Origin of the sequence: Micromonospora olivasterospora (assembly GCF_007830265.1) — a bacterium.
Lineage (GTDB): Bacteria > Actinomycetota > Actinomycetes > Mycobacteriales > Micromonosporaceae > Micromonospora > Micromonospora olivasterospora.
The window spans coordinates 6730564-6745826 of sequence record NZ_VLKE01000001.1; the positions used below are offsets into that span (position 1 = coordinate 6730564).

The 15263-nt window shown below is 66.6% G+C and carries 12 protein-coding genes and 2 pseudogenes; 10 read left to right on the top strand and 4 right to left on the bottom strand.

Annotated elements, in window-relative coordinates; genetic code table 11:
- Positions 1-69 precede the first annotated feature (69 nt).
- The 8 genes from JD77_RS30260 (at position 70) to catC (ending at position 8717) form a co-directional block, all read left to right on the top strand.
- The gene (locus tag JD77_RS30260) at positions 70-792 is read left to right on the top strand and encodes an ABC transporter permease (protein ID WP_145777203.1); all 723 of its coding nucleotides are present in this window, start codon (positions 70-72) and stop codon (positions 790-792) included.
- On the top strand, positions 789-2705 hold the full coding sequence (locus JD77_RS30265) for a dipeptide ABC transporter ATP-binding protein (RefSeq protein WP_145777204.1): 1917 nt from the start codon (positions 789-791) through the stop codon (positions 2703-2705). The genes JD77_RS30260 and JD77_RS30265 overlap by 4 nt, the downstream gene beginning before the upstream one ends.
- Positions 2698-4317 carry an ABC transporter substrate-binding protein gene (locus JD77_RS30270; protein WP_145777205.1) on the top strand — a complete coding sequence of 540 codons (1620 nt, stop codon included), beginning with the start codon at positions 2698-2700 and terminating at the stop codon, positions 4315-4317. The genes JD77_RS30265 and JD77_RS30270 overlap by 8 nt, the downstream gene beginning before the upstream one ends.
- 62 nt (positions 4318-4379) lie before the next feature.
- Positions 4380-5345, top strand: a complete 966-nt coding sequence (locus JD77_RS30275) for a zinc-binding dehydrogenase (RefSeq protein WP_170286607.1) — start codon at positions 4380-4382, stop codon at positions 5343-5345.
- A 31-nt stretch (positions 5346-5376) separates the two neighbouring features.
- Positions 5377-6354: a PDR/VanB family oxidoreductase gene (locus JD77_RS30280; protein ID WP_211372750.1), complete on the top strand. Its 978-nt coding sequence runs from the start codon at positions 5377-5379 to the stop codon at positions 6352-6354.
- Between the two features lie 73 nt (positions 6355-6427).
- Positions 6428-7531, top strand: a complete 1104-nt coding sequence (locus JD77_RS30285; protein ID WP_145777208.1) for a mandelate racemase/muconate lactonizing enzyme family protein — start codon at positions 6428-6430, stop codon at positions 7529-7531.
- Between the two features lie 23 nt (positions 7532-7554).
- Positions 7555-8421: a catechol 1,2-dioxygenase gene (gene catA, locus JD77_RS30290; RefSeq protein WP_145777209.1), complete on the top strand. Its 867-nt coding sequence runs from the start codon at positions 7555-7557 to the stop codon at positions 8419-8421.
- Positions 8418-8717, top strand: a complete 300-nt coding sequence (gene catC, locus JD77_RS30295) for a muconolactone Delta-isomerase (RefSeq protein ID WP_246141137.1) — start codon at positions 8418-8420, stop codon at positions 8715-8717. The genes catA and catC overlap by 4 nt, the downstream gene beginning before the upstream one ends.
- A gap of 620 nt (positions 8718-9337) precedes the next feature.
- Here the strand turns inward: catC and JD77_RS30300 are convergent.
- A pseudogene (locus JD77_RS30300) lies at positions 9338-9613 on the bottom strand (transposase); the annotation flags it as partial.
- Between the two features lie 545 nt (positions 9614-10158).
- On the opposite strand from JD77_RS30300, the gene JD77_RS30305 reads away from it, so the two are divergent.
- On the top strand, positions 10159-10515 hold the full coding sequence (locus JD77_RS30305) for a hypothetical protein (RefSeq protein ID WP_145777211.1): 357 nt from the start codon (positions 10159-10161) through the stop codon (positions 10513-10515).
- A 319-nt stretch (positions 10516-10834) separates the two neighbouring features.
- Here JD77_RS30305 and JD77_RS30310 read toward each other — a convergent pair whose 3' ends face one another.
- Both JD77_RS30310 and JD77_RS30315 read right to left on the bottom strand, forming a co-directional pair.
- Positions 10835-12178: an IS701 family transposase gene (locus JD77_RS30310; protein ID WP_246141139.1), complete on the bottom strand. Its 1344-nt coding sequence runs from the start codon at positions 12176-12178 to the stop codon at positions 10835-10837.
- Positions 12179-12583: 405 nt separating this feature from the next.
- Positions 12584-12964, bottom strand: a pseudogene (locus tag JD77_RS30315) (HAD family hydrolase); the annotation flags it as partial.
- 205 nt (positions 12965-13169) lie between these two features.
- On the opposite strand from JD77_RS30315, the gene JD77_RS30320 reads away from it, so the two are divergent.
- Positions 13170-13385 carry an LPXTG cell wall anchor domain-containing protein gene (locus tag JD77_RS30320; protein ID WP_145777212.1) on the top strand — a complete coding sequence of 72 codons (216 nt, stop codon included), beginning with the start codon at positions 13170-13172 and terminating at the stop codon, positions 13383-13385.
- A 114-nt stretch (positions 13386-13499) separates the two neighbouring features.
- Here the strand turns inward: JD77_RS30320 and JD77_RS30325 are convergent, their stop codons facing one another.
- On the bottom strand, positions 13500-15038 hold the full coding sequence (locus JD77_RS30325; RefSeq protein WP_425463603.1) for an IS1634 family transposase: 1539 nt from the start codon (positions 15036-15038) through the stop codon (positions 13500-13502).
- Between the last annotated feature and the right edge of the window lie 225 nt (positions 15039-15263).

Genomic DNA, 15263 nt, shown 5'->3' on the forward strand with positions numbered 1-15263 from the left:
AGGACTCCCACAGTTGTGATCGGGGGTTGTGTCGTCCTGCTATGGGTCGTCGTCGCGATCGCCTGGCCGATGCTCGTCCTCGTCAGCCCCGATCGCACCGATCCGCTCAGCGTGCTCGCCCCGCCGTCCGGCCAGCACTGGCTGGGTACCGACCACCTCGGCAGGGACGTGTTCTCACGCGTCCTCGCCGGATCGACCAGCGTCCTGGTCATGGCTCCGTTGGCCACGCTCGTCGGACTCGTCCTCGGCACCATCATCGGTGTCACCGCCGGCTACTTTCGGGGCTGGTGGGACATGGTCGTCATGCGGGTGTTGGAGTCGGTGCTCATCGTGCCGGTGATCCTCATCGCGATGACGGTCCTCGCGCTGTTCGGCAGCTCTCGACTGAATGTCATTCTGACGGTGGGCATCCTGTTCACCCCGCACATCGCCCGCACGGTCCGCTCCGCGGTTCTGGTGGAACGGCACCACGAGTACGTCGCGGCCTCCTGGCTGCAGGGGTCGAGCTCGGTATACACGATGTGCGGAGAGATCCTCCGAAACGTCACCGGCCCCATCATCGTCGAGGCCACCGTTCGGCTCGGCTACGCGATCTTCGTCGCCGCCGGCCTCGCGTTCCTGTCGCTGGGCGTGCAGGAACCGTCGCCTGATTGGGGACTCACGATCTCGCTCGGCCGCCCGTACGTGCAAAGCGCCCCCTGGATGGTCCTGGCCCCGGCGGCCGCCCTCACCACGCTCGTCATCGCCGTGAACCTGCTCGCCGACGGAGTGAAGGAAGTGCTTGAACAGTGAACGCATCCAGTCCCGTACTCGCGGTCAGCAACCTGAGCGTGGGTTATCGTCGCCGCAACCAGATCATCCCAGCGGTTCACGATGTCAGTTTCGCCATCGCACCGGGCGGGCGGATGGGTCTGGTCGGGGAGTCAGGTAGTGGCAAGACCACCGTAACCATGGCCGTGCTGCGCTACCTACCCCGCAATGCGGTGGTCACCGGCGGGTCGATCGAACTCGACGGCGAGGACCTTCTGTCGATGGGCGAAGCGCGGCTCGGCCGGCTGCGCGGCAGGAAGATCGCCGCGGTCTACCAGGACCCCGGCTCGAGCCTCAACCCGACGATGACCATCGGCCGCCAGGTCGGTGAGGTGTTCCGTAAGCACTTCGACATGGACCGGCACGAGGCCGATCGCGCCACTGCGGAGGCGCTCGGCCGGGTCCAGCTCCCGTCGCCCGAGCGGATCGCCACCCGGTACCCGCACCAGCTCTCCGGCGGCCAGCAGCAGCGGGTGATGATCGCCATGGCACTCAGCACGAATCCGGCATTGCTGCTGCTGGACGAGCCCACCACAGGGCTCGATGCCACGGTTGAGGCGGCGGTCATCGAGCTCGTCGAGGAACTCGCGAAGGAGCTCGGGACCGCGCTGCTGATGGTCAGCCACAACCTTCCCCTCGTCCGGTACCTGTGCGACGAGACGATCGTGATGAAGAGTGGACGCCTGGTCGAGGCAGGCCCGACCGGACAGCTCCTCAGCACACCCCGACACCCGTACACGCAGGCACTCGTCGCATGTGTCCCCACCCGGGCTCACCGGAAGCTCAGCAACGCACTGCGCGCCGAGGGGCAGCCCGAACGCCCGAACGGCTCGCGCCGGGCGGCTCAGCTCGAACGAGCGCTGGCCGCGAGCGACCCGGTCCTGGAGATCACGGACCTCGTCAAGGACTACGAGACCCCGGACGGCATGGTTCACGCTGTTCGCGGCGTCTCCCTGACGATGCGCAGGGGCGAGGTGCTCGCCGTGGTCGGCGAGTCCGGCAGCGGAAAGTCCACTCTCGCTCGGTGTGTGGTGGGCTTGGAGTCCTTTACCCACGGGTCGGTGGTCATCGACGGCAAGTCGATGCCCGCGAACCACCGTCAGCGCGACCGGTCGGCAGGTACCCAGCGCCCCACTCTGGTTTTCCAGAACCCGGACACGTCGCTCAACCCGACCAAGACCGCGCGTGCGGTGCTGCGCCGTTCGCTCCGCCTGGCCGGCACAAACACGTCCGCCGTCGAGAAGATCGCGAGCGAGACCGAGTTGCGTCCGGAGCACCTGGAAAGCAAGACCCGACGGCTCTCCGGTGGGCTCAAGCAGCGGGTGGCCATCGCACGAGCCTCGGTTGGCGAACCGAGCATCGTCGTCTGCGATGAGCCGGTCTCCGCGCTCGACGTTTCCGTCCAGGCCGCCATCCTGAACCTGCTCGCGCACCGACAGGCCGAAACGGGCGTGTCCTACCTGTTCATCTCGCACGATCTCGACGTCGTTCACTACATCGCCGACTCCGTAGCCGTCATGTACATGGGTGACATCGTCGAGCGGGGCCCGGCGCAGGCCGTGTTCAGCGGGCCGCACCACCCCTACACCGCCGCCCTGATGTCGGCCGCGACCCCGATCGGCGACGAGACCCGACGCGAGCGCATCAAGCTCATGGGCCCCACCCCCAGCGCCTACGAGCACATCGACGGCTGCGTCTTTGCCAGCCGCTGCCCGGTGACCTTGGCCGACGGCCGATGCACACGTCACGTACCGCCGTGGCGAGAAGGTCCCGGCGGCAAGTCCTACAAGTGCCATCGCACCCCCCAGGAACTGCATGACCTTCTCGGCCTTTCCCGGAGCACGCTGACGCCGGCGGCGGCCGAACTCGTCGCAAAGGAGCATCAATATGAATAGGTCATTTCCCTCGCCGTTCGCGGGCGCCGCGATCGACCGCCGCAGGTTCCTCCAGCTCGGCGCGCTGCTCGGTGCCGGCGCGACGATCGCGGCCTGCGCTCCCGGTGGATCGGCCGGCACCAGCGCGGCGTCCGCGCCCACCAAGGCGGTGTCCGGCGGAAAGATGACCGTGGGTTTGCCCACGCCCAGCGGCCCGGTTGATCCGGTAACCATGAACGACATCGGCGCCGTCGACACGGTACTCGTCGCCGCAGAATATCTGACCTTCCCCCGAGCCGACGGAAGCCTGGAGGGACGTCTGGCCACCACATGGACGGCCGACGACGCATCCACCTGGACCTTCACGCTCCGTCAGGGTGTCAAGTTCCACGACGGGAGCGAACTGACCGCCGCCGACGTCGTGGCGACGTTCGACCGGGTCACCGATCCCGACGGCGGGTCGGCGGGACTACAGAGCTTCGCAGGCATTCTTGCCCCCGGCGGGACGACCGCCGTCGACGACCACACGGTGCGGTTCAAGCTGGACCGGCCCTACGCCGACTTCCCCTACCTGGTCTCGGCGTACGCCTACAACACCGCCATTCTGCCCGCGTCCTACCGGACTGGCGACTTCGTCAAGGGCGGGTTCGGCACCGGTCCCTACATCCTCACCAGGTTCATCCCCGGAAGCGGCGCGGTGTTCCGGCGGAACGAGAACTACTGGCTCGATGAGGCCGCCTACCTCGACACCCTGGAGGTGAAGTACTTCGCCGACACCAACGCCCAGGTGCTAGCCGTGCAGAGCGCCTCGGTCGACCTCGTTCCGTCGGTCGAGCCGGCCACGCTGCGCACGCTCAAGCGGTCGACGAACATCGTCCTACAGGAAGCGGCCTCATCGTCGTTTCAGTCACTGCAGATGCGCACCGACGTCGCCCCGTTCAACGACAAGAGGGTACGCCAGGCGCTGGCGCTCTGCCTGGACCGCACCAAGCTCATCGCCGGCCTGATCGACGGCAAAGCGTCCCTCGGGAACGATCATCTCTTCGCACCCACCTTCGAGTCCGCCGAGAGCGTCGCCCAAGCCGTCGAACAGCGCAACCGCGACATCGCCGCAGCCAAGCGGCTGCTCAGTGAGGCCGGCCACCCCAACGGTCTCGACGTCACCCTGACCACGACCCGAATCTTCGAGTGCGTCGACCACGCCACCCTCGTCAAGGACATGGCCGCCGACGCCGGATTCAGGATCACGCTCGACATCATGACGCCCGAGGAGTACTTCGCGTCCGGCGACAACTCGCCATGGCTCACCGTCCCCCTCGGCATCACCAACTGGGGATCACGCGGCTGCGCGTCCCAAGTCCTCGAGGCCACCGTAGCCACCACCGCCCCGTACAACTCCGCGCACTTCTCGAATGCCGAGTTGGACAACCTGATCAAGAAGTACGACGCCGAGCCAGACGCGAAAGCGCGCGCCGGCATCGCCGCCAGCATCGCCGAGCTCCTCCACGAGGAGGTGCCGATCATCGTCTCCTACTTCAAGAGTCAGGTACGAGTCGCCACATCCCGTGTCGGTGGCATGCCCGCGGGTCCGGGCGACTTCCCGGACTTCCAAAAGGTCTTCGTCTCCGCCTAGTCCTGGATTCGCCCGCGCAGCGGTGCGGTCGGGCGTCCATCTCCCGAAAGGTCTCCACGACAGTGAAGTTCATCCAGTTCAACGGCTCCGGCGGCAATGAGATCGTGTCGCTCCAGGAGGCGCCGGATCCCCGTCCAAGCCGGGGTCAGGTGCTGATCGCTGCCCGCTACGCCGGCGTGAACCCCGCGGACGTGTTGCAGCGCAACGGCGGCTACCCCGTACCCGCGGACGCTCCTCAGGACATCCCCGGACTGGAGGTCTCCGGGACGGTCGTCGAGGTTGGCCCAGGCGTACGCAAGTGGAAGATCGGCGACAGCGTGCAGGGCATCGTCGGCGGTGGCGGCCTCGCCAACCGAGTCATCGCCGACGCCGAGCACCTGTGGGCCGCCCCCGACGGAGTCGACGAGCAGTCACGCGCCGCGCTCCCCGAAGCGGTCGTCACCGCCTTCGACGCGCTCAACCGGGCCCGCGCCCAACTGGGCGACGTCGTCCTGATCCGAGGTATCAACGGGGCCGTCGGTCTCGCCGCGCACCAGATCTCGACGGCGCTCGGTGCCACCGCGATCGGAATCGGCCGCTCTCAGGCCGCTCTGGATGCTCTCGCGGCCCAGGGGATCACGGCTGTCACCCAGGGCGACGTCGCCGCCGCCGTGGAACCACTGGGCGGAGCGTCCGTGGTCATCGAACTCGTCGGCGGCGCCTATGTCGCAGAAGATCTGAAGCTCGTCCGGGTGGGCGGACGGATCGTGGTGGTCAGCACCGCCGCGGGTGCGACCCCGGAGGTGCCTCTCAACCTGCTGATGGCCAAGCGTGCCGATCTCAGCGGGACCGTCCTTCGGGGCAGGCCCAATGCCGAGAAGGCCGTGCTCGTCGCCAATCTCGAGCAACGACTCGGCCGCCTCCTCGCGGCGGGAGGCATCACCATACCCATCGACCGGGTGTTTCCGGCGGCAGACGCGACGGCGGCATTCGACCGCCTCAGCACTCCAGGCAAGGTCGGGAAGGTCCTGCTCGACTTCGGCGCCTGACCGGGCCGAGCTGATGAGGAGTGGAGCGAGGATGTCCACCACGAACGGCACCGTTGCGGTGCGGGTACGAAGCGCCACCTGGTTGGCCGACCGGGTCATGGGACTCGACCTGGTGTCCTTGGATGGCACCCCACTCCCCCTGTGGGAGGCCGGGGCACACATCGATCTGATCCTGCCGTCCGGGAAGATCAGACAGTACTCCCTCCACGGTAGCCATGAGGACCGTCGCGTCTATCAGGTCGCCGTACTCCTCGAAGCCGATGGGCGCGGAGGATCGAAAGAGGTTCACGAGACGGCTTTGGTGGGCCGCGAAATCGCCATTCGCGGCCCACGCAACCACTTCGCCCTGGTCGACGCCGCCGATTACCGCTTTGTAGCTGGCGGGATCGGGATCACACCCATCCTGTCCATGATCCGGCAGGTCGCCGGCCAGGGACGACGCTGGTCGCTCATGTATGGCGGCCGCAGCCGCGGCAGCATGGCCTTCCTCGACGAACTGCAAAAGATCCCTGGTGGGGACGTCACGGTCGTGCCCCAGGACGAAGCTGGCCTACTCGACCTGGCGGCGCTGCACGCCGGCGCCACCCCCGAGACAGCCTTCTACTGCTGCGGCCCGGAGGGCCTCCTGCGCGCCCTCACTGCCACCCTCGAAGCCGTCGGGCGGGCAGACTCCCTGCACGTGGAGCGCTTCAGCGCCCCTCCGGCTCCTGCCCCTGCCGGCACCGCTGGTGGGCATGTCAACACCGAGTTCACCGTCGAGCTGGCCGCATCGGGAATCTCCGTGACTGTCCCGCCCGACCGGTCGGTACTTGAAGTCGTCTCCGAAGTTGCTCCCACGGTCCTTTCGTCTTGCGCGGAAGGCTACTGCGGAACCTGCGAAACACGCGTGATATCAGGGATCCCAGACCATCGCGACACGCTGCTAACTCCAGCCGACAAGGCCACCAACGAAACCATGATGATCTGCGTCAGCCGATGTCTCGGATCGAAGCTGGTGCTCGACCTTTGAGCACCGCTGGCCTGCCCGGCTGCTCCGCGACCCGCAAGACCACTCCGTTCAGACTCCCGAACAGAACTCCCAGATGAAAATAACCAAGGTTGAAGCGATCCCCTTCGCCATCCCGTACGTCAAGCCACTGCGATTCGCCAGCGGCGAGGTCCGCGTCGCCGAGCATGTACTCGTGCGCGTGCACACCGAGGACGGCGTCGTCGGCATCGCCGAGGCACCACCGCGACCATTCACCTACGGCGAGACCCAGGCCAGCATCATCGCCGTTGTCAGTCAGATCCTCGCCCCACAAATCATCGGCCTGTCCCTGCTCGAACGCGAGACCGTGATGGCCCGGCTCGCTCGCACCGTCGGCAACCCGACCGCCAAAGCCGCGATCGACATGGCCATCTGGGATGCCCTCGGCCGGACCCTGCGGGTACGGGTCACCGACCTGCTCGGCGGCTACACCGACCGGATGCGGGTCTCCCACATGCTCGGTTTCGACGAGCCGGCGGCAATGGTCGCCGAGGCCGCACGGATACGCGACATCTATGGGATCACGACCTTCAAGGTCAAAGTCGGCCGCCGGCCGGTCACCCTCGACACCGCAGTGGTTCGGGCACTACGCGAGGGCCTCGGGGAGGCGGTCGAATTGTACGTCGACGGCAACCGCGGCTGGACCGCCGCGGAATCTCTCCGCGCGATGAAGGAGATGGCCGACCTTGGCCTCATCTTCGCCGAGGAACTGTGCCCGGCCGATGATGTACTCGGCCGGCGGTGGCTGGTCAGCCACCTGGACGTGCCGTTCATCGCCGACGAGTCCGCCGTGACAGCCGCTGACGTCACCCGCGAGATACTGGGCGGTTCGGCGACGGCGATCAGCATCAAGTGCGCGCGCAACGGTTTCACCAATGCGCAACGGGTTCACCACCTCGCAGAAGGCCTCGGCCTCGCCGCGGTCATCGGCAACCAGATCGACGGTCAACTCGGAACCGCCTGCGCGGTCGCGTTCGGCGCCGCGTACCGGCTCACCACTCAGTTCGCCGGCGAGCTCTCCAACTTCCTCGACATGGACGACGACCTGCTCGCCGAGCCACTCGACATCCACGACGGCGAACTACTGGTTCCCGCCGGCAATGGACTGGGCGTCGAGATCGACCCCGACAAGCTAACCCACTACCGGACCGACCACTAGGACAAGTAGCAGGAGGAGCACGAATGCCCACCACCGAACAGGCGGCCCAGACCACGACGGCCGCCGCCTCGGGAGCCTCCGCAACGGAGCGCTTCCACACCGACAAGTCGCCGTTCGAGGCAGTCAAGGATACCCCCAAGGAGCGGGTCGACCTGCTGGCCCGCGAACTGCTCTACGCCGCGCAGGAGACCATCCGCAAGCACAAGGTCACCTACGACGAGTTCAACGCACTCAAGGCATGGCTGATCCAGGTCGGCAGGGACGGCGAGTGGCCTCTGTTCCTCGACGTCTGGCTCGAGCATGTCGTTGAGGATGTCGCCACCGCGCACCGGGACGGCAGCAAGGGCAGCATCGAGGGTCCGTACTACGTGCCGAACGCCCCCGAGCAGGGTGCCGATGGTGCCGTGCCGATGCGCGCGGACGAGCGCGGCACACCGCTACTCTGGGAAGGCACGGTCACCTCCACCGACGGAACCGCCCTCGTCGGCGCGACTGTCGAATTGTGGCAGGCCGATGCTGACGGCCTCTACTCACAGTTCGCGCCGGGCATCCCCGAGTGGAACCTGCGCGGCACCTTCACCGTCGGCACCGACGGCAGGTTCCGGATTCGCACCATCGAGCCGGCACCGTACCAGATTCCCACGGACGGCTCGTGCGGCAAGCTGATCGCCGCCGCCGGCTGGCACGCCTGGCGCCCGGCCCATCTGCACGTGAAGGTCTCCGCGCCTGGCCACGAGTTGCTCACCACGCAGCTCTACTTTCCCGGCGATCCGCACAACGACGACGACATCGCCAACGCCGTCAAGCCGGAGCTGATGCTTGAGCCGGTCGACCGGGCCGACAGTGGACGCACGGTCGAATACGGTTTCGTTCTCGACCCTGCCAAATGATGCTGTTCCACGTACGGATGGACGTCCGGCTCCCCCACGACCTAGCCCCCGAGGCCCGGGCCGAAATCGTGGCCAGGGAGAAGGCGTACTCCCAAGAGCTGCAGCGAACCGGTAAGTGGGCTCACCTCTGGAGAATCGTCGGCAAACACTCGAACTACTCGATCTTTGACGTGGAAAGCAACGACGAACTCCACACCATCCTGTCCGGGCTTCCCCTCTTCCCATACATGGACATCCACGTCACGCCACTCGCCACCCACCCCTCGTACGTCGCGGCCGCAGACCACGAGAGGTAAGGGCCGGGTCCGGCAGTCCGGGCGCGGTCTACGGAATCGGGCGGCCACCACCGCAAGGTCGCGCCGACATCGGTCGTGACCAGCACCGTCGCGGCGGACGCCAGCACCAACCAGCGCAGCCACTTTCGGCGGCGGCAAAGCGCGGTCAGCGTTGCCGACGTGCGTTCAATGCCGCCAGGTGATGCGCCGTCTGCTGTTCACTACCGGCGGCTGGCTGCCGCCGGACGTTCCGTGAGCACCCGCCCCTGGTCCTGCAGCACTGCCAGCCTCGCACCCTCGCCTGATCTACATGATCAGGCGAGGGTGCGAACGGCGGCGGCAAGGCCGACCCCCGCGCCCCGTGAACGCCGAGATCAGCCGTCCTCGCACTGCACGGCATCGTCGGCGTGCAGCAAACCACCTACGACCTCGGCGCCCCATGCATCGGCGCGTAATTCCACCTGGCCACCGACAAGGCCCGGGGTGCATGGCGACATGCCATAAGCGGGGACGCGGACGCATGGGACACCGGCATGGAATGCGGTCAAGGTCGACGCGCTCGGTGACCCGGGCGGAGTACTCATCCTCGACGACACCGGCGACGTGAAGAAGGGCACGTAATGCCGAGTTCGGCATTACGTGCCCTTCTTCAGGTCGCCGGTCTCGTCGACCACCAGGACCGCGTCCGGGGCGCCGAACCGGTCGGCGACCAGTTGCCGCAGGTCGTCGCGGACGGCGTCGGCGTCCCACACCGCCCGGTACAGCAGCCGCTGCATCGCGTCCGGCCGAGCATGACCGGCATGCTCGGCCAACTGCCAGCACGTCTTGACCTCAAGCTCGGACAACAGCCCCGTCACGAACGCCGCCGCCGCACGACGCGGCTCCACCCGCCCGAACCGGCCAGCGAAGCAGCCCAGCACCCCGGCCAACACACGTTCCCACAGAGCAACGGCTACGCTGTGGCACGCGGCCACCGCAAGATCTGATGTTTTGTCCACAACGCACAGACGATCACGCGGTGGCCGCCTCGTGTCCAGCCCACCTGACCAGCGACATCACAAACGGCGGCTGCCGTACTAGTCGCGCCAGCGGCAGAGGCGGTCGCTTCATCGCGGTACGCGAGTCGCCGCGGATCTTGAGCCCGCCTGATGGAACCACCGCCGGGATCACCGAATCGATCGGCCGGTCTGTCATGACCCACCTCGCCGAACGACGAGGCTGCCACCAACGGCGGTAACAGAGAGTGAAATCAGGTGATCAAGCATGCTTGACCACCTGTACGTCCAACGTCGCACGGTTGCTACGCGGGAGTGTCCGAGGGGGGAGTTGAACTCTCCTACGTAGCACCCGTTATACAAACGGGTGCTCATGCGTTAAGTCTAGCACTTCACGATGCGTAACACTACAGGCGTGAGCTGCCGCGTGGCGCAATTTCAGCAACCAATTCGATCTGCCTGCGCCGGTGAAGCGCACTCGTCGATCCGGCCACAGAGAAGGGCACCTCCAGCAGGCAGAGTCTGCACTGGAGCTCGCGCAGGCGAGGGCACAGGCACACAATTTCAAAGGGGCGCTGGAGCTGTCAGCCCCGTCGGGGGAACGCGCCCTTGAGAACAGCCAGCAGAAGGTTGCGCAGGCAAGATTCTGGACCAATCTCGCCGACCAATCTCGCGTTCGCCGCAACCCATTCTTCCTCGAAGACTATCGGATCGTGCGCGGCAGCCAGGTCAGGGTCGATATTCACCGCATAGAAGGGATTGCCGATCGTGGCCGCAACGTCACCGGGATCCATCCCACGGCTTCGGCCGCCCTCGATAGTTGAGCCTCCTGACGGAACGCAGGTCCAGTCGCGCCGGTTTCGCTCATCCCCAGGCTCGCGACCGGACCCGCCGCTTCGTGCGGGGTCCAGGGACTGCTCCCCCACCCGCCACGAAGCGACAGGTTCATCCGAAACAGTCGATCAACGGCGAATGGTCGTCGGCCAGGCGTGCAAGGTTCCTTCCATCGTGGCGAGTGGGTGTGGTTGGTCGGTCATCGCCGACAGTGCGTCAGCGACGGCGTGTAGGTCGGCCTTGATGTAGGTGGTGGTGGAGGATCCTGGGCTGTCGGTGTGGCCGGCGTAGTACGGCAGCCGCCAGTTGCTAGCTGAACAGGGTGTAGTCCCGGTTCAGCCGTGTGCGTTGGTGGAACCAGCGGGCGCGGGCCTGGTGACGGCGTCGCCAGTTGAGCCAGTGCGTGGCGTGGCCGGGTGGTTTCGGATGCTGGAGGGCGTTGGCGAGTAGTCGTTTGACCTCGGGGACGGTCAGCGGGATCATTCCGGGCTCGGGTGGCGGCGGCTGGTCCGGTGTGCTTGGCGGCGGTGCCTGGGTGTCGGTGCGGTCGGCGAGGTGGGCGGCGGTGACCGCGCAGACCGCGAGGGCGGCCATGACCAGCACGGTGTGCCGCTGGATCGCGGTGTAGAGCCTCGCTTGGCACTGGTCCAGGCCGAAGTGGTCCTTGCTGAACTCGAAATCTTCCTCGACCGGCCAGCGCAGCCCGGCAGCGCGGATCAGCCTCGTCTTGGTCAGGATCTGCCCCTCGGGCACATGGCAGTAGTGGAAGGCCAGTTCACCGCTGCGCAGGTGACGGCGGATGAGCAGATGATGGCGAGGCGAGGCGGTGGCGATCCACGCCCAGGCATACCAGCGCTGTCCCTTCGACCCGGTACCGGCCGAGCGGACCTCCCACCGACGCTTGTCCTTGACCAGCAGCGTGACGGCCTGTGCGCAGGTCAGTTTCGCTTCGGAGGGCAGGTCGATCATGAAGGTGGCAGCGACCCGCAGCACGTACGCCTGCCCGTGCTGCTCGAAGAACTCCCGTAGTTGTGTGCAGTTGCCGTACACCTCGTCGCCGCAGGCGAAGTCGAATACCAGGCCGTCGGCGAACGCATCAGCACAGATATCGATGGCCAGCTGGCCCTTGGTGCGGAACTCCACCTCCGGCGGCAGTCCCATACCGGCCGAGGCCCGGGGGTCGGTGATGTGCTCGGCCGGGATCCACTGACGCGCCCCGATCAACGCGTGCCCCGTCTTCTCCCGAACGTAGGACAGGTGCACCGTGTTGATCCCGTTCGCGACCCGGCCCGCGCACCCCATGTACTGCCGCTTCACCCCGCACGTCGCCTTGCCCTGCTTGGGCTGGCCCGTCTCGTCCAACGCGCCGACGACCAGGCCACGCCGCCGCCGACGGCGCGCCGCCTCGTCCAGACCCGCAGCGGCGAACCGCCGGACCTGGCTCATCGCGGCCGTCGTGTCCCACACCGCCCGGTTCAGCAGCCGCTGCGTGCGGTCCGGCGTGGCGTCCCCGACCTGCTCGGCGATGGTCCACCCGTTGCGCTTCGGCACCTGGCTGACCAGCGCCGATATGTATCTTCCCGCGTGCTGCCACGTCTGCGTTCGGGCGAAGCACGACCGCAGCCGCTGCAACAGCCCGGCCCGTTCCCGCACCGCGCGCCCAGCCGCTACCCTGGCAACCGCAGCCGCCTTCGATCTTGTAGTCCTCACAAACACATGATCGACAGGCGGCTGCGTCCACGTTGCACGCCCCCACCGCGTCCCGCGAGGTCAGACCACCAATGGCGGCTGCCGTACTAGGGAAATATATCGTAGATCCCGACTTTGAGCCAGACATGCAACTTTTTATCGAAGCGCTCGAAATTCTGCGAGACATTCACCGCTTTTGGACGAAGATAGAAATTGATCTCGGCACTTTCGAGACACACGGCGAGGTATCCGTGGACGACGTGACTCCGGGCACAATCCTACTGCTACAGATGTGCATAGATGCGCATGCAGAAGGACTCAAAAATGACAGCGCCGACCAGGACCGCGTTAAAATATTTGCGCTGTGTCTCAGCCGCCAGCACGCTCCATCAGCACGCCAGCTACCTCACCCATGCCCGTAATCACCACATCCGCTCCGGCGGACCGGAATGTCTCTACCTTGGCTGGTCTGTTTGCGTAACCCACCACCCGCACTCCGGCCGCCCGCGCACCGTCTATGTCCGAGAGCGAGTCACCAACCAGCAGGCACCGGGTCGGTGGCTCGCCGACGGCCCGCACGGCTTGCAGGATCGGCTCTGGATTGGGCTTCATCTGGACTGGGTCGGCGTACGCTCGGCCGACCACCGGCGAGACGTACGCGGCGATCCGATGTGCTGTCAGGTAGGCGCTCACTGCGCCGGCCGAGTTGTTGCTGACCACCGCCACCGACATGCCGGCCTGCCAGGCAGCTGCTCGAGCCTGAGGACTACGTCGACAACAAGCCGATGATCCGGGTGCTGGCGCTGTCCGAGGAAAAAGCTCAGGAACCATCATCCAGCTGCGCGCCCAGCACGACACGATTCGGCGGAGCCTGGAGCGCAGCCAGCGCGAACTCAACGAGACCAAACTCAGTCATGTGCGGCACAACGGCACCCAACAGACTGAGATTGCGCGGTTGACCGGTGAGCTCGAGGCCGCGAAACAGAGCCTTGCCGAACTGGGTCGACAGTCGATCATCGCGGTGGTGGTGGCCTGGGTAGGTACGGTACTGATCGGCTTCGGGGTGAACTTGGTGACCGGGGATGATCGGCAGGCGCTTGGGGTGGCGCTGATCGCTATGGGCGCGTTGGTGGGAGCAGCGGCATTCCTCATCCCCCGGCGGAAGCGGTAATCGCGGCCTCTGCGGTACTGGTTGGGAGGCACCGCCCCAGGTCTTGCCTCGCAAAACGGGTCCGCTCGCCTACCTCGCCCAGACACCCGCCACCGGCACCCGAGTTCGGTCAGATTAGTGCGCACCTTGGCGGTGGTGGATGCGGTCCAGGGCGTTGCGGAGGTCGTCGGGTAGGGGGTCGGCGGCGGTGATGGTGTGGGCGCCGGCCTGGATTTCGACGGTGCGGTAGCGGCGGGCGGTGCGGACGAACTTCTTGATCGACCAGCCGGTCCGGTCTTCGATCCAGCGGCTGACCGCGAGGGCGGCGAACACGATCGTCAGGTGGGCCTCGATCGAGTCGCGGGTGTGGTGGTAGATCGGTCGGGCTTGCAGGTCGTGCTTGGACATCCGGAACGACTTCTCGATCTGGAACAGCCGGTGGTAGGCGTCGATGACGAAGCTGGCTGTGACGGGGGTGCCGTCGGGGCAGGCCGCGAGGTTGGTGACATACCCCTTCAGGCCGGCCAGGGCCCGGGCCTTGGCCTCCAGGGTCCGGTTGACCGTTCGGGTGCCGCCGGACAGTTGGACGAACCGGTTGCGCTTGACCGCCGTCTGTCCGGCGATGGCTTTCTCGGCCTTGGCGACCTGCTCGTCGATGCCGCGCAGGGTCCGCCGGGCCCGATCCGCCTTGTACTGGTGGTAGATGACCTGGTCGCGGCGCCGGTCGGCCGGCCCGGCGGGCCACGGCTGGCAGAACACCTGCCCGTCCTCAATCTCCTGGTCGGGGTGGGCGTTACGCCATTCGGCGACGACGTAGGGGACCTCGGGGATCCGGGCGCCGAGGATGAACGACAAGCCCGCGGCCTCGATCGCTTTCTGGTTCGCCGCCGACACCATGCCCGCGTCGGCCACGACCGTCACATCGGGCAACTGGTGGGCGTTCATGAACGCGTGGATCGTCGGCAGCATCGTGGTCGTCTCGGCCTTGTTGCCCTCGAACGCGTTGACCATCAACGGGAACCCAGCCTGGTCGGTCAGCAGACCGATCGTGATCTGCGGTTCCAGGCGCCGTTCCTTGGAGAACCCGGGCTCGCGGTACCCATCTGCGGCGTCGGTCTCGGAGTACAGCGTCGACACGTCGTAGAGCACCAGGCTCGCCGGACCCAACCCCGCATGCGCGGCGCACGCCGCGGCAAGCTGCTGCCGCCACGACTCCTTCGCGAACACCGGCAGGCGTCGTGTGACAGTCCGGTAGGACGGTGCCGACACCCCGACCTCATCGAGAACCCGCAAGGCATCGAGCTTGCTGGTCGGCTCGATGATCCGAGCCAGCACCAACTGCCGGAACACCTCGTCGTCGGCAGCCTGGGCGAACCCGAGCGTGTCGTAGGCATACGACAGGGCATCCCACAGGACCGCCATCCGCGACGCCGTGATCGGCAACAGCCCACCCGCCGACGCCGAACCGGACGTGCCCGCCACACCGAGGTCGAGTTCACCCTGCCCGGCGGCCATCCGCTGCCGAGCGGCCGCTCTCAAAACCTCCAGCTCGGCATCATCGTGCGCCGAACCGATGTGCTCGATGTCCCGCGACCCACGCCGCGAGGAGTACACGATCTGCACCGCTCTGGCACCCGAGGCCGTCTTCACCGTCCGCACGTACGGAGACACCAGCCCACCCTACGGCCCAAAATTAGTGCGCAAATCCGCGAAGCACGGACACCAAACGCCCAGATCAACGCCCCGCCAAACCCGATCACCGCGAAACGTGACCCAAGTCAGGCAGATCGAGGACCTTGCGACGAAACTCGGGCGGATATCTTCTCGGCACGTCTCTCCTCAACGAGCGACGAGCCTGACGAGTCAACCAACCCGACTCCACCGAACCCGGGGAACATC